Raw genomic sequence first — 17,879 nt, forward strand, 5'->3', positions numbered from 1 at the left:
AAGCCATGTTTAAAGCTTCGCTTTTAGAGCCATTATCCTCTTGTATGAAGCGTCGATTCGCTCTTTGCTGATCTTTTTCTCGTTTACTGCATCGACTATGATCTGAGCGACTAGATCAGCCGTTCTTTGGTTATTTATCTTAAACTCACTAAAAAGCAAGATATCGCCACCAGCGTTTATAAATTTAACCACTTTTTGCGCTAAAGACTCATCGCCAACGCCTTTCATAAGCATATCATCGCTAATGACCACACCGTTAAATTTAAGTTCATTTCGCAAAAGATCGGTTATTATTTTTTTAGAAAGTGTGGCTGGATTACCCTCGTCGATACCCTTTACAAAAAGGTGCCCAGCCATGATGATCTGTGCCCTACCTGTGCTTATAGCGTCTTTATATGGTAGTAGCGCATCTTTGCTTAGCGTGATCTCGCTCTTATTTTTATGCGAGTCCTCTTTTGAGCTACCATGCCCAGGAAAGTGTTTGATCGTAGTTATCACACCCTGCTCTTTAAATGCATCCATAAAAGCGTCAGCATAGATCACCACCTTACTCGCATACTCACTAAACGCTCTTTGCTTGGCAGCAATGATCGGCGAGTTTTCATCGTGCAGATCGACAACTGGGGCGAAATTTAAATTTATGCCGCACTCTTTTAAATTTATAGCCATTTTTGAGTAGAGATCATAAGCGCTTTTGATATCAAGCGTGCTTGCGACCTCGTATGCGCTAGGATATGGGCCATCAAAGCTCTTGTCCTTCATACGGCTCACATTGCCGCCCTCTTCATCGATAGCGATGAAAATTTTAGGACTTTTTTCTTTGATAGCTTTTATGCTAGCTTTTAGCTGGGCTTTACTAGTGACATTTCTGCTAAGTAGCATCACTCCGCCAAATCTCTCGTACCCAGCGTCGCTTAACATCGCGCGAAACGCAGCGTCTTTTGTGCTAGCTCCATTAAAGCCAACCATTATCATCTGCGAGACCTTGGCTCTTAGGCTTACCTCTGCACCGTTTAGCCCCAAAGCAAAAATGGTCACAAAAAGTATAAATTTAAAAGCTCTCATCTTCTTCCCAAAAGCGATTTAACGCTTTCAAAAACATCTTTGCCATTTAGCATATTTTCTACCTCGCTAGCAATCGGCACATATATGCCCCTCTCTTTAGCGATCTTGCTAATAGCTCTTGCGGTATCGACACCCTCGGCCACTTCGCCAAGCTCATTTAAAATTTTTTCTAATCTCTCGTGCCTTGCGATGCCAAGACCTACGCGGTAGTTGCGTGAAAGTATCGATGAAGCGGTTAAGAAAAGATCTCCTGCACCGCTTAGCCCCATAAATGTCTCATCTTTTGCGCCAAAAAATTTGCCAAATCTAGCCATCTCAACAAGCCCACGTGAAATGAGACTTGCTCTTGCGTTGTTACCAAGGCCAAGGCCGTCACAGATGCCGCCAGCTATGGCGATCACGTTTTTATACGCCCCACACACTTCAGCGCCGATCACGTCATCTGAGGTGTAGGCTTTCATGTAGCTTGGGAAAAATGAGGCAAATTTTAAAGCTAAATTTTCATTTTTAGAATTTACCACCAGGGCACAAGGAAGCTTCTGCATGATCTCTTTTGCAAAGGTCGGTCCTGAGAGAAAGGCTAAATTTTCTCTATCCACAAAATCCTCGTAAATTTCATTTAAAAATTTAAGACTTGCTGTGTCTATACCCTTGCTAGCGACTAAGATCTTTTGGCCTTTGTTTTTGTAGTTTTGCTTTAGCCATAAATTTGTAGCTTGCGTTGGGATAGTGCAGACTAGATATTCGCACCACAAAGCCTCTTCTAAGTTTACAAAATTTGGCATCTCTCTTGGCGTTCTTGAACTGATGACGCACTCGTTATTTTCACTAAATGCGTGAAAAAGCGCACTGCCCCACTTGCCAGCTCCGATGACTGCTATGCTCATTTTAGCCCTTTTTTTAGCCTATTTTGGCCTTTAAAAGCTCATTGACCTTGCCTGGATTAAATGCGCCCTTGCCCTCTTTCATCACCTGACCGACAAAGAAGCCAAACATCTTGTCTTTGCCGTTTTTATACTCTTCGACTTTGTCGGCGTTTGCAGCCAAAATTTGATCTATGATCGCGATAATCGCTGAGTCGTCGCTAACTTGTTTTAAGCCAAGCTTTTCGATGACACTATCGACGTCAGCGTCATTTTCCATAAGGTAGTCAAGTACCTCTTTTGCAGCCTTGCCGCTTATCGTTCCATCTTCTATGCGTTTTAGTAAATTTATCATCTTGGCGCTACCAACTGGGCTTGTCTCGATCGTTACGCCGTTATTTAAGCGGCCAAGAAGCTCGACTATAAGCCACGTAGTAGCGAGCTTTGGAGAAATTCCAGCAGAGATTAGTTCTTCAAAGTACCTAGCCATTTCAACGCTTTGGGTTAAATTCAAGGCATCGCTCTCTTTAACGCCTAACTCGCTAACATATCTTGCGACCTTTTGCTCGGCAAGCTCTGGAATTTTTATCGCTTCGTTATACATCTCTTCTGGGATCTCAACTGGCAGCAAGTCAGGGTCAGGGAAGTACCTATACTCTGCGCTATCCTCTTTACCGCGCATCGATCTTGTCACCAAATTTGTCGTATCAAACAGCCTCGTCTCTTGATAGACCTCTTCGTCGTATTTGCCATCTTCCCAAGCTGCACTTTGGCGCTCTACTTCGTAGTCGATAGCTTTTTGGATAAATTTAAATGAGTTTAGGTTTTTTATCTCAACTCTTGTATAAAGTTTAGTGTCGCCTTTTGGACGGATAGAGACGTTTGCGTCGCAGCGAAAGCTTCCCTCTTGCATATTTGCGTCGCTGATGTTTAAAAAGCGAAGAATTGAGTGTAGTTTTTTAAGATAAGCCACCGCCTCATCGCTGCTTCTAAGATCTGGCTCACTAACTATCTCAAGAAGTGGCGTGCCGGCTCTGTTTAGATCAACCAGACTCTCGGTTTCTTCATGGATATTCTTGCCAGCGTCCTCTTCAAGGTGCGCTCTAGTTACACCGATGCGTTTTTTAGTACCATTTACGTCGATAATAAGCTCACCACCTTCTACGATAGGGATCTCAAACTGAGAAATTTGATATGCCTTTGGAAGGTCTGGATAGAAGTAGTTTTTTCTATTAAAGACTGATTTTTTATTGATCTTAGCATTTATCGCTGTGCCAAAACTGATAGCCTTTTTTACAGCCTCTTTGTTTAGCACAGGTAGTGCTCCAGGAAGCGCTAGGCAGGTCGGACAAACGTGAGTATTTGCCTCGTCGCCGAAGCTAGTTGAGCAAGAGCAGAAAATTTTAGTTTTTGTATTAAGCTGAGTATGAACTTCTAAACCGATAACAACTTCAAACATATTTTTACCTTTAAATTTATGCAAATTTTTAAGGCGTATTTTAGCGATACTTTCTTTTAAAATATCTAAAAATGAGCGTTTTGACTGGAAAATAAAGAAGGTGATTTAAAAATTTAAATAGTTTAAATAAGGAAAAAGCCATATAAAAATATGGCTTTAAATTTTAATGCTCGTGCTCACTAATAGCAACGGCACCAGCTAGATAAACGTAAGTTAGCATCATGAAAATAAATGTTTGCAAAACAGCCATAAGCGTTAGAAGCGCAAAAGCTGGAAGCGGAGCAAACCAAGGTGCAAGTGTAAGCATCGCTAGCAAGAATAGATCATCTCCCTTGATATTACCAAAAAGACGAAATGATAGCGAAACTACACGTGAAAGATGTGAGATAACTTCAACTGGAAACATAATAGGAGCTAGAAATTTATTCGGTCCCATAAAGTGTCCAAAGTACTTGAAAAATCCATTTTCTCTAATGCCCTCAAAGTTGTAATAAACAAATACAACTAAAGCCAAAACTAGAGTTAAATTTAGACTTGATGTTGGTGACTCAAATCCAGGAATAATACCTACAACATTTGAAAAAAATACGATAAAACCGATAGTTGCAACAAGTGGAAGATATTTCCTTGCTAGTTTTTCACTTCCTAAAGTATCTCTTCCCATAGATATAACGCCTTCTAAATAAGCTTCAACTATATTTTGAAGACCTCTTGGCACAAGTTGCATCTTACTCCTTGCTATATAAGCAACTATGATAACAATCAAAGCTACAAGCAGAAAGTGAAACGCATAGATAAAGGCGTGGGAGCTATTTAGGAAATTTGAAAATAGAAACAAATCTTTCATTAATTTACCTTGGATTTAGAATTTTGCGTGATTGTAACAAAATTATTGTTAAAACATTTTTAATTTTAAACTCTGAAATAATCGAAAATCAATTTACAAATAGTCACTGCAACTACCACTAAAAACATTGTTCTAATAAATTTTACCTCTTTTTTAATGACAAGATTTGATCCAAAATATGCGCCTAAAATTTGACCAACTGCCATCAAAAGTCCAACAGCCCAAAGCATCTGTCCGCCGGCTATAAAAATGCCAAGAGCAACGATATTGCTAGTAAAATTTAAGAGTTTCGTATGAGCGACAGCCTTTTTTAAATTTAGCCCAATTAATGCCACTATCGCAAATGTCCAAAAAGAGCCTGTTCCTGGACCAAAAAAACCATCATAAAAGCCAAGTATTAGTCCAAAAACTACATAAAATAGCTTTTCATTCATCTTTGCAGCTCTATCATTTTCGCCGACTTTTGGCATAAAAAGCGTGTAGATAAAAATAGCAATCAGTAAAAATGGGATAATTATCTTTAAAAAATTTGTATTTAAAAATAGAATAACCACTGCTCCAATGATAGCTCCAATGAAAGTAAAAACGATACCTACAAAGCACTCTTTATAATTAATCAATCCCCGTTTTGTGAAATTTAGAGTCGCTGTGAAGCTGCCAAAGACACCTTGAAGCTTATTTGTGCCAAGTGCAAGATGTGGTGGTACGCCCATCGCCATAATAGCTGGAAGCGTTATAAGCCCACCTCCACCAGCGATAGAATCGATAAAACCACCTAAAAACGCAGCTACAAAAAAAACGACATAACTAAGTAGATCAAATTCCATTTTTTGCTCTTTTGATAATTGAAATAAAAGCAGATTGTATTTTATTTGTACTTATCTTTTTGTAAAATTTTTATATTTGAAATGAGAGATTTTTGAAATTTATAAATTTAAACGAGCCTTTGGATCTAGCTCAAAGACTCGTTTATTAAAGTGACTACTTAATAACGCCACAAAGCATTCTAGCGCCACCGCCGCCAAGTGCTTTTGGATTGTCGCTGTGATTGTCGCCACCAACATGAACCATTAGTGAGTGACCTTTTAGCTCGTCAAGACTTTTTATCTTTGGGGCTAGCACTGGATAGTTTGCATTGCCCTCAGCATCTACGTAAAGTGCTGGCAAATCGCCTTTGTGACCCTTGTCGTCCCATGCAAAAGAGTGCATTTTTGTGCCGGCTGGATCCCAGTGGCCGCCTGCTTTCATACCAAGGCCTTTTTCAGTCGCACCACAGTCAGCATTTTCATGGATGTGAAAGCCGTGTAGTCCTGCAGTAAGTCCTTTTAAATTTGGAAAAAATGCAACGCCGTAGTTTGTCTTAACAGCTACTACTTTGCCGACACTCTTATCGCCCTTCTCGCTTAGCTCATTAACAGGTATAACTAGATGCTCTCCAGCTTTCGCATCAAAGTGATGACCCTCATGAGCAAAAAGCAAAGTTCCTAAAACTGCACTTAGTAAAACGATTTTTTTCATACAAGCTCCTTATGGATAAAATTGTATGGCAAGTCTATCCTAAATTTAAAAATTTAGCAATAATTTTTATTTTTTGAGATTTTTTACGATAGTTTCTAGCTCTTTACTCTGCCCTATTCTATAAAGTGCAAAGTCGTATTTTATCGGGTCTAGCTCATCAAATTCTCTAAGTTTTTTTGTGAGATCCATGACTGCTTTGAAATCGTAGCTCTTTCTGCTTATAAGTCCTAAATTTAAAGAAACTCTATGTGTATGAACATCAAGCGGCATCAAAAGCCTATCTTTTGGTAAATTTTTAAATAGTCCAAGGTCGATGTCACTATCTCGTACCATCCAACGAAGATACATATTGTAGCGCTTATATGGGCTTTGTGGCTCTTTTTCAAAACTCTTACCAAAGAAAAACTCATATCCGTCAGAGCGGTAAGAATTTAGCTTGTATATAAATTTGATAAGTTCATTTATGCCATCTATCATCTCGCCATTTTTTGTAAGACCTTGGCGTAAAATTTCTTCTATCTCACCCTCTTTTTTAAGACGTGAGAGAGTGATAAAAATTTCTCTCACATCATTTTCATTTTGAAAGCGGTATTTGAAATTTGATAAATTTTTCTTGATATTTTGCTCGCTCTCATCAAGCAAACCAAAATCAAGTAAATTTAGAAATTTCACTATCACTTTTGCGTTACCATAAGCAAATAACGCACAAATGAGTGCTATGTTTGGCTCTTTAAATTTAGTGGCTACCTGAAGTGGATCTGGGGCTTCAAACAGCCCCAAATTTGTATTTTTACTAAGTACGTGCGAGTCTAAAAGGCTCTTTAGCTCGCTCATTGTTTTAGTGAAAGAAGCGTGTCAAGCATTTGATCAACTGTCGTGATGATCTTTGCCGCTGCGCCGTAACTTGCTTGAAAGCGGATCAAATTTGTAAGCTCTTCGTTCGTATCTACGCCACTTGTTGATTGAAATTCCTCTTCAGCTGTCTTTTGCAAAGACGTATTTGTGTCGTGGATCGTATTATTTGCCTCTGTATCACTCGCCATGTCAGTCGTAAGATAGCGGTAATATCCCTCGATCGTCTCATCTCTATCAAGCGCTATACCACTTGAGTAAAAGGTCTGCTTTTGATACTGAAGCTGGATCATTTTATTTGCAACTTCATTATTTCCGATAACTGGCTTTGAGTAGGCACGAAGCTTTGTGTGGTCTTGGGTAAAATTTTGATTTATGCCGATACTATTTGAGTCAGTACCTGAAAAAAATCTATTTATGCCAACAGCGCCTGGAAAATTTGTACCGTGATCGACTATCGATATGCTATAAAGCCCTTGAGCTTGTTTTGGAATGAGAGAAAATGTGCCTTTTTTTGTATTTTTATCATAAAAATATGACGCCTCAAAAAAGTCATCAACGTCATTTAGCATATTATTGTCTTTATTGTCATCTGAGTTTGAGTTAAAGTCTTTGACGATAGAGTTGCCATATCTTGTATCATTCATCGTCGTCGTGCCATTTACATTTATAGTTTTTCTGGCCACAACATTGCCTTTGTTATCATAAACAATAGCTTCAAAACTTCCGTTTCTTATACTATTATCATGATTCATCAATGTCTTATCGCCTTCTAAATAACTTATCGGATCTGAGTTAGAAATTTCAACTGCGGATTCGGCATAGATATTATTTGTACTTGTTATTAAGGTTTTACTAAATGTATTTAGATTATCAATGTATTTTTGGATCGTTCCATCACTAAATTTATCATTATCTGGCTCGTAGTTTCGGCCCCTAAGATCAAGTGCAGCTCCAATTTTACCACCTGTAATCTTTTCCTCCATTGGGATTCTTCTGCCGTCTTCTCTTTCATAATAAATTTTTGTATATCGTCCACTTTCAGTTGAACTCATAGAAATTTCATGAAAATTTACACCATCAACGATACTTACACCGCCAATATTTAGATTGTAGTATTTTCCTTGATCTGTTATTCCTGTATCTACCCTAGAATTGCTCTTTAGATCACTTTTATAAACTGCTGTATTTACCAGCTTTGACATCGCAAGCTCAAGCTCATCACGTTTATCACGAAGATCATTTGCATTTATTTTTATACCAGCGTCCGCGCCTGATTCTATTCTTTGGATTTGCTTATTGATATTTGCTATTTGTCTGCCTAGAGAATTTATCTCTTTTATATTTATTTTTATCGTTTCATCAATCTTTTCATGCATATCATAAAGCATCTTTGACGAGCGGTTGATACTTGCAGTCAATACACTTGCTTTATTTATCAAATTTACTTTTTGAGCACCTGCATTAGGGTTTGAAGCAAAGTTATTCCACGCGGAAAAATACTCCTGAATATCCTTTACCATACCATTATCTTTCAGATCAGGAAAATACTTTGTAGCTTCTTGCAAAATTCTTTGTTTATAGGCTGTATTTTCTAAATTTGACGATGAGTATTTTAGTCTTGAGTAGGCAAACTCATCATGAAGCCTTGTTATAGTATCTACTTGCGTGCCTGTACCAACTCCGCCAGGTACTGTATTCATCGCTGGAGATGCGGATTGGACAACACGCTGCCTTGTATAGTAGTTGCTATCAGCGTTTGCGATATTATTTCCGGTTGTACTTATTTGAAGCTGGGCCGCATTTAGTCCTGAAACACCCGTGCCTAATGACATAAAAATATTAGCCATTTTTTAAACCCTTGATTTATAAAAATTATTATCTATGCTATTTCCATCTTGGCCGTATTCACTTGTTTTAGTTCCAAAAATTTTTTCATTAAGTGAGTCAAAAAATTCTTTAACAGCAACAACATGTCTTGCATATTCTTTATTAACTTTATGTAAATTTTCAAGCTTTGAACGCATAAGTACAAGCTTTGACTTCACTTCATCGTCTAAAACACTAGCAAGTGTAGTCGTACCGCTCTCTTTTGATACTTTTAAAAGCTCTTTATCTAGTGCTCTTTTTGTATCTTCAAATGCACGAACTAAGGCATTTTTTTTCTTTACACTCTCATCAACGCTTGAGTGCTTAGCCTCTTTTATATTTGCGATATCTTGTATAGTTAAATTTATAAGCTCATCAAGCTCGCCTATAGCCTCGTCCAAAAGCTTTTTTATCATTTAAATTCCTTAATTACAGCAACGCATCAGCCACAGCCCTAGCCGTTTTTGAGATATCAACCTGATAAGTGCCATTTGCTATGGCATCAGCTATCTCTTTTAGCTTTGTGTTTTCGTTTGTTCTTACTTCTTTACTCTGAGTTTCGACCTTGGCATCGCTATTTTTATTTAGCGTATTTGCCTGGAAATTTGGTCTTTGATTCAAAGGCCTTATCATATTCATACCTCTTAAAATAAAATATTTATATCACTACATCGGCAGAATATAAATTTACTTAAGAGTCTCTCTTTAAAAAATCGTACAAAAGTTCTGAAAAACCAAGATTTCCACTCAATGCTTTACTCATTGCATCGTTATACATTGACCTATAGATATCGCTACCAGCAGCCTTTGGATATAGCGAGTTATGCTCATCTTCTTTTAAAGCAATATCAAGCACAGCCTTTACCATATATGCCTCAAATGCATCAGTTTGCTCTTTTAAAAGTGCATCTTGTTTAGCATTTGCATTTTTTATCTTATTTGCCGAAATTTCATTGTATGAATTTAGTGCTAATGTGTTGTCAATTTGCATTATATTATCTCCAGATCGACTTGTATCGCACCAACTCGCTTTAAATTTTCAAGTATCGATATGATATCACTTGGTGTTGCTCCGAGCTTGTTTAAAGCTCTTGTTACATTTGCAACGGTTGTTTTTTCGCCTGAAATTTTAAGTAAATTTTGACTAGGTGCGACCGACGTATCGCTTCCTATATTTACATCATTTTGCGCTGCTTCGTCATAGCTATTTGGCTCTATTTTTATTGTGATTGCACCATGCGTTAAGACAACTGGGCTAACCACAGCATTTATGCCACTTACTATCGTGCCAGTTCTCTCATCAACTACTATCTTTTCATCTGGCTTATACTCTACATCAAGATCAAGCACAGCGCTTGCAAGCTCAATAATGCTAACATCATCTGGCTTTTTAACGATAACCGTTCTTGGATCGATCGCCTTTGCGGCATCATCAGAGATATTTGCATTTATAGTATTTTGGATATCAAGAGCAGTTTTAAAATTTGTATCTTTTAGGCTTAGTCTTATGCTATCTTGATTGTAAATGTCATAAGTCACTTCTCGTTCAACCAAAGCTCCATTTAGGATAGAGCCAACGGTTGGGTGGTTTCCACCCGATCTACCCATGCTTTTACCACCGATGCTTAAAGCACCCTGAGCCAAAGCGTAAATATCACCATCAACGCCTTTTAGTGGCGTCATGAGAAGAGTACCACCTTGCAAACTTTTTGCATCGCCAATAGATGAGATCACGACGTCAAGCTTGTCGCCATGCCTAGCAAATGCAGGAAGCTTAGCTGTTACCATAACAGCAGCTGCATTTTTTGACTTGATATCATCTGGGTTTATCTTTACGTTTACGCCTTGAAGCATGTTTGATAGAGACTGTATCGTAAATTTCGACGTTGAGCCATCGCCTGTGCCGTTTAGTCCGACAACTAGACCATAGCCTATTAGCTGGTTATCCCTTACGCCAACGATGTTTGCAAGCTCTTTTATCTGCGTAGCAAAGGCTGAAGTAGCTATCACTGAAGCTGCTACAAAAGATAAAAATTTTTTCATATTTTTTCCTAAAATTTAGCTATTTTAGGTTTTTAAAGCAAAAGATGTTCCAAATTTACTATAAAAATTATTGGAAATAAGAGAGCGAAGTAGCTCCAAATTTTTTAAATTTTACAAGCTTATATGTAGAAATTTCATCGCTAAATTTAAAATCACTGTTGTGCTCAAAAACTATCATATAAATTTTCTCTTTTTTTAGCTGTGAGATCAAATTTACAAGCTTTTCGTAGATATCATCAAAGCCAGTTCTTATGTCAAATGGTGGATCAAGATAGAGCAAAACTTTACCACTTTGAGAATTTATAAGATCAGGCAAGACGGAAAAGGTATCGCCACTTATCGCTTTTAAATTTGTACTCTCTAGGCTTTTAAGGTTGCTTTGCGTGATCTTAAAAGCGGCTCTATCTTTTTCGATAGCGATAGCTTCACGCGCTCCGTTGCTAACGGCCTCGCTTGCCATCACACCGCTTCCACCAAAACCCTCTATAAATGTAAGTGAGTAAATTTCATCTCTAATGACGTTAAAAAAGGACTCTTTTACGATGCTTTTTGTGCTTCTAGTCGTGCTTAGGCTTGGCAGTTCAAGCCTTTTACCTTTAAATTTACCACTTGAAATTTTAGTGTAGAGTTTCACTGATTTACCCTTAAAATTTCAAGAAGATCGGCTTTAAATTTATCTATCAAAAGTGAAATTTTCTCCTCTAAGCCCTTTTCATTTTTAGCTTCATTTAGCTCATTTGCTTTTGAAATTTGCATAGCTGAGTAAAATTCTTCAAGCGTATCAAGAAGTGTTGTCTTGGTAAAAGGATGAGAAAGATGAGCATTTTTACCTATTATAAATAGCGGTTTTTTTGTCGCAATCTCGCGGTCACTCACTACAAAATCACAATCCTTATGATGAGCAGCCAAATTTCCACAAAAAAGCAGCAGTGTCTTTTGAAGCAAAATACACTCGCACTCAAATGAAATTTTCATATCTCTTCCTATAAATTTTTGCTCGATTTTAGCCTAAATAATCAAAAATTTATATAAACACTAAAGGATTTTAAAATTTTACCGATGTAGAAGCTAACGTAAGTTTTAAGGAGTAAAACTATGGAAATCTTTAAGGCAGCAGCAAATCAGGTACTAGATACGAGTATGAGCACATCTGCTCAGCGTCAAATAGATAGCAGACCTATCGAGCATTCTGATGTTAAATTAAGTGCTGATAAAAACAATGAAACCAAAGATGTTAACGAGCTAGACGGACTTAGCAACGAAGAGCTTGCCAAAAGAACAAGAGAGGTCACCGATAGACTAAACTATCAAATGCAGCAGCTCGATACTAATGTAAGATTTGCTTACAATGAGAAGCTAAATTTAATGGTCGTGCAAGTAAAAGACGCTAAAACTGGAGAAGAGATAACACAACTTCCAAGCAAAGAAGCTATAAGAATAAGCGAGTATTTCAAGGAAAGTATCGGAATACTTTTTGACAAGGAGAGTTAAAAATGGCAGTAGGTAACGTAACAAATTTAGGTATCGGTACAAAAAATAGCGGACTAAATGATGATCTTATCAAGAAATTAAAAGAAGCAGATGAAGCAGGACAGATCAAGCCTTTAACAAAAAGGCTAGAAAGAAATGACCTAAAGCAAAAAGACCTTGCAGCGCTAAAAACTCTAGTTAGCAACGTAAACGTAAGTGGCAAAACACTTGGCGGAGAGGCACTTTATCTAAAAAGAACTACAAACAATGCTGGCAAAAGCGTAACAGCCTCAGCAGCAAATGGCGTTAGCGTTCAAAATTTTAGTATAGATGTGCAAAAACTTGCTCAAAAAGATACATTTCAAAGCTCAAATTTCAAAAACGCTTCAAACTTAGTAGGTGCGACAAACAACGGCTCTTTTGATGTTGAGATCGATGGACAAAAATTTTCTATTAGCGTAACTAGATCAACCACATATCAAGATATTGTAGACAAGATAAATGATATTAGTCGTGGTAAATTGCAAGCTAGAATTTTAAATGTTGGCGGAGATAAGCCAAATCAAATCATGCTTCAATCAGGCAACACTGGCGCAACACAGACTATTAAATTTTCAAATGATACAGCTGGTGTTTTAGATAAACTTGGCTGGGATAGCACACAGTTTCAGGATAAAGATGCAAATGGCACTCTACTAACAAATCCTGATGGCACACCAAAGATGACATCAAATTTTGAGAAAAATAGAATTTTAAAGGCACAAGATGCGGAATTTACATATAACGGAGTAAATGTAAAAAGAAGCAAAAATACCTTCAACGACTTAAGGCCGGGAATTTCTATTACATTAAATGAAACTGGCAAAACAAACGTAAGCGTCTCTCAAGATACGAAAGAAGTAATAAAAGCGGTTGAAGAATTTATCAAAGACTACAACCTAATGACCATGAACCTTGGTATAGCCACAAAATATGACGAGGAAAAGGGAGCTGGCACTTTCCAAGGCGTTAGCGAAATTTCAAGCTTAAGATCAAACATTGGTCGTCTTGTAAATGGACAAGATAGCGAAGGCAAAGCATTAAGCAAATATGGCATAGTGCCTGATAAAGACGGACAGCTTCAGCTTGATCTAAATAAGCTAAATGCAGCTCTTAGCAAAGATCCTGAAGAGATTCAGAAATTTTTCATGGGATCAAATAAGATCGAGCCAATAAGCTATATGGGAGCATCGACTGTTAGTGCTGGAGCATTAGACATAAAAGCTGGTGATCTTACGATAAACGGTAAGTCAGTTACATTCTCAACTACAGCCACTGCCACAGCTGAAGAGAATGCGCTAAAGCTTCAACAAGCCATAAATGACGCTGGTATAACTGGAGTTACAGCTAGTCTTGATAAGAGTGGCAAAAGAATCGTCTTAAAAAGAAGCGATGGTGAAAATATCGAGGTAAAAGGCAAAAATTCAGCCTTAACAGCTCTAGGTATGAATGAAGCTAATATAAATCCAGTAACCAAAAAGACAGATGGGCTATTTACAAAGCTAGCTAAAATGCTTGATGGTGTCGTTGGTAAAAGTGGTACGATGGTTGCTATGCAAAATCAGTTAAAAGACGAAAACGAGTCGATCACAAAAAATAAAGAGAGCACACAAAAGCTTTTAGATGAGAAATATACAACAATGCAAGAGCGCTTTATCAAGTATAACGCTATCATCGCAAGCTTAGAAAATCAGTTCTCAACACTAAAATCAATAATCGATGCAGAGATAAATAGCAGAAAATAAGAGAGAAAGATGAATCAAAGTGCATATAGTGCATACGCACAGTCTAGTTTTGGGGGCATTGAGTCCCCAACTAAATTAATAGAGATGCTTTATGACGGAATTTTAAAATTTATATTTCGTACCAAAAAGGCGATAGAAGCTGGAGATATAGAGAAAAAAGTTTATTATATTAATAGGACAAACGCTATTTTTGTTGAGCTTTTAAATTCACTTGATTATTCTCAAGGCGATGTAGCTCACTATCTTAGCGGACTTTATACAAGACAGATGCAGCTTCTTGCTATGGCAAATATACAAAACGATATCGCAGCTTTAAATGAAGTAACCAATGTCGTAAAGCAACTATCTGAAGCATGGAGAGAGGTAACATCAGGTGAATAGTTGGATCAATGAATTTAAGTTAGCATTGATAAACGAAGACACAAGCAAGATAGCTGCATTGTCACAAAATTTTAGTGAGGATATGTTTACGAGCCTAGCTCTAGCGCAAGAAGCACAAGCATTAATTGGCGGAGCAATAGAGCTTTTAAAAAGCAAGTCTTTACATATTCAAAATGAGCTTATAAAACTACAAAAAGCTCAAAAATACGTAACAAACTAATCTAGTTTTATAAATTTAAAGGCACGGCGTTAAGCCGAGTTCTGTCTTGAGCGATCATTTATCTACGCTTGCTTTTACAAACAAACTCTAGCGAAGGGTTTTAATATAAGACCAAAACCATCCCTTCTTGCTGCAGGTTGGGTTTATATGGCCACGCAAGTTACCAAGCGTGCCGGTGGGCTCTTACTCCACCGTTTCACCTTTACCGCCAAAGCGGAAGTTTACTTTCTGTTACACTATCCCTTAGGTTTCCCTAGCCATCCGTTAGATGGAACCTTGTCTTATCGCAGCTCGGACTTTCCTCTTTTGCGTGGTGCAAAAGCGACCGCCTACCGTGCCAGGATAAAATTATAGCGGTTTTGGCTTAAATTTCTAGCTTTAAAAGCTTTAGACTTTTAACTTTATGTTTTTTAATTTGCAAACAGATAGAGCGCTTTGAGTAAATATTTAGCGTATGTTTTGTTAAAAATTTATCTCAAAGTGCAATAAATTCAGCATTATTTATAGGTCGTAAATCGTACAAGTCCCCAAATTTCTCCATTATCTCGTGCGTGGCCTCTACAAAAGGCTTGCAGCCAAAGTGCGGTACGACGTAAAAATCAACCAAATTTAACCCTGTAAAATCGCTCATATTTGGGCTATTTTCATCCATTAGCGTAGCATATCTCGTATCTGGTGCCGCTACGATCGCTCCTGCCGACTCGCCGATATAAATTTTACTCGCTTTGACCGCATTTTTTATAGCTTGGGCGGCGCACGATTTTCGCAGCTCGTTAAGCAGATAAAACGTATTTCCACCGCTAATGTAAATGATGTCACACTGACTAATGGCGGATAAAATTTCATCGTTGCAAAATAGCTCATCTTTCTCAGATACTGGCACAGCTAAACTCTGGGCGCAAGAGACGTCAAGGCGTCTTAGCCTCGCGCCAAAATTTTCTAAAATCTCCACCGCTTCATCTACGTAAAAATTTACATCCTCAAATTTTGCTGCCGTATCAATAAAAATAATATCTTTACCTTGAAAATCTATCACTTCATTGATCTTGCTCGCAACCTCCGCAAAATAAGAGCAAAGAAAAATATTCGCCATTTCTTAAATCCCTTTAAAATATAAATTTGCAAACGCATTATATCTAAACTAGCCTAGAAACGCTCGTATTTTGCGTCGCTCGCGTCTTGCTCCACGGGTAAAATTTAGCGGGTTTAGGATACGGGTCTTGGCGCGAAAATCCAATAAATTTAGCCTCAAATTTGAGCTTAAAACAACAATATAAAGTTTTTGCACCGCTTCACTCACAGCTTTTAAAGAGCGTTAGGCGAGGTGAATTTTGATTTGCGAAATTTAAACTTGAAAGTTAAGGTGAAGTCTTGCGAGATGGTTTTAAGTGTTTTCTGTGTCACTATGCTCGTAGCCAAACAAAAGAAGTAAATTTCGTCCCAAGATAAGGTATACAGCCTATCGCGGAGCGAAATTTATGCTCTGCTTGCAGTTACCAGCATAGTGACGTAAAACCATTTAAAAGCGCTTGCAAGACGAGCCGCCCTACTCAAAGATATTTTTATGCAAGATTTCTTCTAGCACCACCGTCGCGTAGCTTCCTTTTTGCAGCGTAAAATTTATCGTAAAGTGCGCCTTTTCCTCGTTATATTTGTAGCTTACATCCTCCAAATAACACCACGCAAAGCGCCTAGATCCCGTCATTTTAGCTTTGTATTCATTTGCCTGCGCGAAAATTTGATCCTCGACCATTCTCGCCGCACCCTGCGCCTCATACGCCTTCGCGCCCGCGATCAGCCCGCAGCTAGTGATATCTCTAGCGTCAAAGCGCGCGCCCTCAGCGTCCAAATCCTCGCATAAAAAGCACTTGCCGTGCGGATAGTGACCCAAAACTTCGCCCTCCATCAGCTTAAAAAATCTCTTTTGTGATTTTAAATTTTTTAAAATCGCGCCGTCAAGATACGGGTAAATTTGAGCTAGCTCGCCTAGGCTAAAATCCTGCGCAAACCTCGAAATCTCCACGCGTTTGCTAAGCCAGCGATTAAAAAGATCACTTTGATATGCCGAGATCAAAAAGTCGTTTAGCTTTACGTTTTTGCTCTTTTTGCCGTTTATCGTCCCATTTTTAAGAAGCTCCAGTCCAGTTTCGGCGTTGTCGCCAAATTTACCAAAACGTTGATAGCCAAAGTAGTTTGCATAGCCCATTTTATCGATACTAACAAATGCTTGCTCTAGCTTTTTGGCATTACTTGGTAGCACCTTTTTTAAACGGATAAAAAAGCTATTTCCCTTTAGATGTCCGATACGAAGCTTATTTTTATGCACATTTAGGCTTAAAATTTTCATCTTTTCATGGCTAAAGTTTGCAAGCGTGCCCTCAAATTTACGAGGCATCGAGATAAACTGCGTCGTCATGCCCTGCTTATCCTTTAGTCCAGCATAGCCAAAGTCGCGCATTTTTGCTCCTGTAACCTCGCTTAAGACATGCAAGGCCTCTTGTGTCGTCATATCTTTTTTAGAAATTTCAACGATCAAGTGCTCGCCGTCACCGCTAAACTCGTAAAGTGGTATCTCACGCACGACAAAATCATCTGAATTTTTAGAAAAGTAAGCCTCGATAGGTGCATGAGTGAGTGCATAAAGTGGCTTAAAAATGGTGGTTTCTTGCATTTTGTTTTAACCTTTTATTTGAAATTTTTGCAAAGACGCTAATCTTTGTCCGTGTTTTTGCGGCGATCCTTTTGATAGCGTTTAAATTTTTAGGACTAAAAGTAAATAAAATTTCATACTCCTCGCCGCTACTAAGCTCAAATTTGCTTAGCTTTTTTGTAAATTTAGCACCCTTTTTACTAGCCTTTAAAAGCTTAGCAAGATCGGTATTTAGCCCATCTGAGATATCCATAGCGGAGTTTATAAGATGAGCTGCTTTGTAGAAAAATTTATCTCTTAAAATAGGCTTTTTAAATCGTGAGTTTTTTGAAATTTGAGCTAGTCTTAGAAGTGAATTTAGCCCTTTTTGGCTGCCTCCAAGCTCGCCAGTAAAAGCTACTAGATCGCCGTATTTTGCATTTTCTCTAAGCACAGCTTTGCCATTTAGCTCACCAATTATACTAACGCTTATATTTAAAATTTTGCTACTTATCGTATCGCCACCGATTATCTTTACGCCAAACTCCTCGCAAGCTCTGTTTATGCCTACGCTTAGCTCTTTGATTTGCTGTGGCGAAAAATTCTTTGGCAAGCTAAGTCCAAGAAGCGCAAATTTTGGCCTAGCATTCATCACGATCGTATCTGAAAAATTTACGATCATCGCCTTGTAGCCGATCTCTTCAAGGCTTAGCCAGCCATGCCTAAAGTGCGAGTTTTGCGCAAAAATATCCTTGCTAAAGACCTGCTTGCCAAGCACGGCCGCATCATCGCCAATATAAGCGTTACTAAAGCATTCAATCGTAAAATTTTCTTTATCCATCGGGCCATTATAATGAAACTCCTTTTAATTTTAGGATA

The 17,879-nt window shown here is 38.1% G+C and carries 21 protein-coding genes and 1 other RNA gene; 4 read left to right on the forward strand and 18 right to left on the reverse strand.

The window, feature by feature from the left end:
* Positions 1 to 9 precede the first annotated feature (9 nt).
* The 14 genes from B9N66_RS04985 to B9N66_RS05050 all read right to left on the reverse strand — a co-directional run bounded on the left by B9N66_RS04985 (position 10) and on the right by B9N66_RS05050 (position 11,491).
* Positions 10 to 1,065, reverse strand: coding sequence for a glycoside hydrolase family 3 protein (locus tag B9N66_RS04985; RefSeq protein ID WP_087580144.1), 1,056 nt, complete (start codon positions 1,063 to 1,065; stop codon positions 10 to 12).
* Positions 1,062 to 1,952: an NAD(P)H-dependent glycerol-3-phosphate dehydrogenase gene (locus B9N66_RS04990; RefSeq protein ID WP_087580145.1), complete on the reverse strand. Its 891-nt coding sequence runs from the start codon at positions 1,950 to 1,952 to the stop codon at positions 1,062 to 1,064. Before B9N66_RS04990 ends, B9N66_RS04985 begins: the two co-directional genes overlap by 4 nt.
* Before the next feature lie 13 nt (positions 1,953 to 1,965).
* Complete coding sequence (gene gatB / locus B9N66_RS04995; RefSeq protein WP_087580146.1) at positions 1,966 to 3,387, reverse strand: Asp-tRNA(Asn)/Glu-tRNA(Gln) amidotransferase subunit GatB; 1,422 nt, start codon at positions 3,385 to 3,387, stop codon at positions 1,966 to 1,968.
* A gap of 163 nt (positions 3,388 to 3,550) precedes the next feature.
* A complete protein-coding gene (locus tag B9N66_RS05000) occupies positions 3,551 to 4,234 on the reverse strand; it encodes a F0F1 ATP synthase subunit A (RefSeq protein ID WP_054196701.1) in 684 nt (227 codons plus the stop codon).
* Between the two features lie 65 nt (positions 4,235 to 4,299).
* Positions 4,300 to 5,061: a TSUP family transporter gene (locus B9N66_RS05005; protein WP_084041069.1), complete on the reverse strand. Its 762-nt coding sequence runs from the start codon at positions 5,059 to 5,061 to the stop codon at positions 4,300 to 4,302.
* Between the two features lie 154 nt (positions 5,062 to 5,215).
* Positions 5,216 to 5,752: a superoxide dismutase family protein gene (locus tag B9N66_RS05010; RefSeq protein WP_087580147.1), complete on the reverse strand. Its 537-nt coding sequence runs from the start codon at positions 5,750 to 5,752 to the stop codon at positions 5,216 to 5,218.
* Positions 5,753 to 5,818: 66 nt separating this feature from the next.
* A complete protein-coding gene (locus B9N66_RS05015) occupies positions 5,819 to 6,586 on the reverse strand; it encodes a TIGR02757 family protein (RefSeq protein WP_087580148.1) in 768 nt (255 codons plus the stop codon).
* The gene (gene flgK, locus B9N66_RS05020) at positions 6,583 to 8,454 is read right to left on the reverse strand and encodes a flagellar hook-associated protein FlgK (RefSeq protein ID WP_087580149.1); all 1,872 of its coding nucleotides are present in this window, start codon (positions 8,452 to 8,454) and stop codon (positions 6,583 to 6,585) included. The genes B9N66_RS05015 and flgK overlap by 4 nt, the downstream gene beginning before the upstream one ends.
* A gap of 3 nt (positions 8,455 to 8,457) precedes the next feature.
* The gene (gene flgN / locus B9N66_RS05025) at positions 8,458 to 8,889 is read right to left on the reverse strand and encodes a flagellar export chaperone FlgN (RefSeq protein WP_072594306.1); all 432 of its coding nucleotides are present in this window, start codon (positions 8,887 to 8,889) and stop codon (positions 8,458 to 8,460) included.
* A gap of 13 nt (positions 8,890 to 8,902) precedes the next feature.
* Positions 8,903 to 9,106, reverse strand: a complete 204-nt coding sequence (locus tag B9N66_RS05030; protein ID WP_180382065.1) for a flagellar biosynthesis anti-sigma factor FlgM — start codon at positions 9,104 to 9,106, stop codon at positions 8,903 to 8,905.
* A 58-nt stretch (positions 9,107 to 9,164) separates the two neighbouring features.
* Positions 9,165 to 9,464: a rod-binding protein gene (locus B9N66_RS05035; protein ID WP_021091392.1), complete on the reverse strand. Its 300-nt coding sequence runs from the start codon at positions 9,462 to 9,464 to the stop codon at positions 9,165 to 9,167.
* The gene (locus B9N66_RS05040) at positions 9,464 to 10,516 is read right to left on the reverse strand and encodes a flagellar basal body P-ring protein FlgI (protein ID WP_087580150.1); all 1,053 of its coding nucleotides are present in this window, start codon (positions 10,514 to 10,516) and stop codon (positions 9,464 to 9,466) included. The genes B9N66_RS05035 and B9N66_RS05040 overlap by 1 nt, the downstream gene beginning before the upstream one ends.
* 67 nt (positions 10,517 to 10,583) lie before the next feature.
* Positions 10,584 to 11,150 (reverse strand): 16S rRNA (guanine(966)-N(2))-methyltransferase RsmD, encoded by a 567-nt coding sequence (gene rsmD, locus B9N66_RS05045; protein WP_087580151.1) that lies wholly within the window; start codon positions 11,148 to 11,150, stop codon positions 10,584 to 10,586.
* Positions 11,147 to 11,491, reverse strand: a complete 345-nt coding sequence (locus tag B9N66_RS05050; protein ID WP_054196708.1) for a hypothetical protein — start codon at positions 11,489 to 11,491, stop codon at positions 11,147 to 11,149. Before B9N66_RS05050 ends, rsmD begins: the two co-directional genes overlap by 4 nt.
* 120 nt (positions 11,492 to 11,611) lie before the next feature.
* Between B9N66_RS05050 and B9N66_RS05055 the strand changes: the two genes are divergently transcribed.
* From B9N66_RS05055 to B9N66_RS05070, 4 genes are read left to right on the forward strand one after another with little or no spacing between them, the layout of a single operon-like run.
* Positions 11,612 to 12,007: a FlaG family protein gene (locus B9N66_RS05055; RefSeq protein WP_084041076.1), complete on the forward strand. Its 396-nt coding sequence runs from the start codon at positions 11,612 to 11,614 to the stop codon at positions 12,005 to 12,007.
* Between the two features lie 2 nt (positions 12,008 to 12,009).
* Positions 12,010 to 13,770, forward strand: coding sequence for a flagellar filament capping protein FliD (gene fliD / locus B9N66_RS05060; RefSeq protein ID WP_087580152.1), 1,761 nt, complete (start codon positions 12,010 to 12,012; stop codon positions 13,768 to 13,770).
* A 9-nt stretch (positions 13,771 to 13,779) separates the two neighbouring features.
* Complete coding sequence (fliS, locus tag B9N66_RS05065) at positions 13,780 to 14,151, forward strand: flagellar export chaperone FliS (RefSeq protein WP_035167483.1); 372 nt, start codon at positions 13,780 to 13,782, stop codon at positions 14,149 to 14,151.
* Entirely contained in the window at positions 14,144 to 14,371 is a 228-nt protein-coding gene (locus B9N66_RS05070) for a hypothetical protein (protein ID WP_087580153.1), read from the forward strand. The genes fliS and B9N66_RS05070 overlap by 8 nt, the downstream gene beginning before the upstream one ends.
* 14 nt (positions 14,372 to 14,385) lie before the next feature.
* Here B9N66_RS05070 and rnpB read toward each other — a convergent pair.
* The 4 genes from rnpB to B9N66_RS05090 all read right to left on the reverse strand — a co-directional run bounded on the left by rnpB (position 14,386) and on the right by B9N66_RS05090 (position 17,841).
* Positions 14,386 to 14,712, reverse strand: an RNA gene (gene rnpB, locus B9N66_RS05075) — RNase P RNA component class A.
* A gap of 134 nt (positions 14,713 to 14,846) precedes the next feature.
* On the reverse strand, positions 14,847 to 15,464 hold the full coding sequence (locus B9N66_RS05080) for a Type 1 glutamine amidotransferase-like domain-containing protein (protein ID WP_087580154.1): 618 nt from the start codon (positions 15,462 to 15,464) through the stop codon (positions 14,847 to 14,849).
* A gap of 453 nt (positions 15,465 to 15,917) precedes the next feature.
* A complete protein-coding gene (gene truD / locus B9N66_RS05085) occupies positions 15,918 to 17,042 on the reverse strand; it encodes a tRNA pseudouridine(13) synthase TruD (protein WP_087580155.1) in 1,125 nt (374 codons plus the stop codon).
* The gene (locus B9N66_RS05090) at positions 17,020 to 17,841 is read right to left on the reverse strand and encodes a thiamine-phosphate kinase (RefSeq protein ID WP_087580156.1); all 822 of its coding nucleotides are present in this window, start codon (positions 17,839 to 17,841) and stop codon (positions 17,020 to 17,022) included. Before B9N66_RS05090 ends, truD begins: the two co-directional genes overlap by 23 nt.
* Between the last annotated feature and the right edge of the window lie 38 nt (positions 17,842 to 17,879).

Origin of the sequence: Campylobacter concisus, assembly GCF_002165775.1 — a bacterium.
Classification (GTDB): domain Bacteria; phylum Campylobacterota; class Campylobacteria; order Campylobacterales; family Campylobacteraceae; genus Campylobacter_A; species Campylobacter_A concisus_E.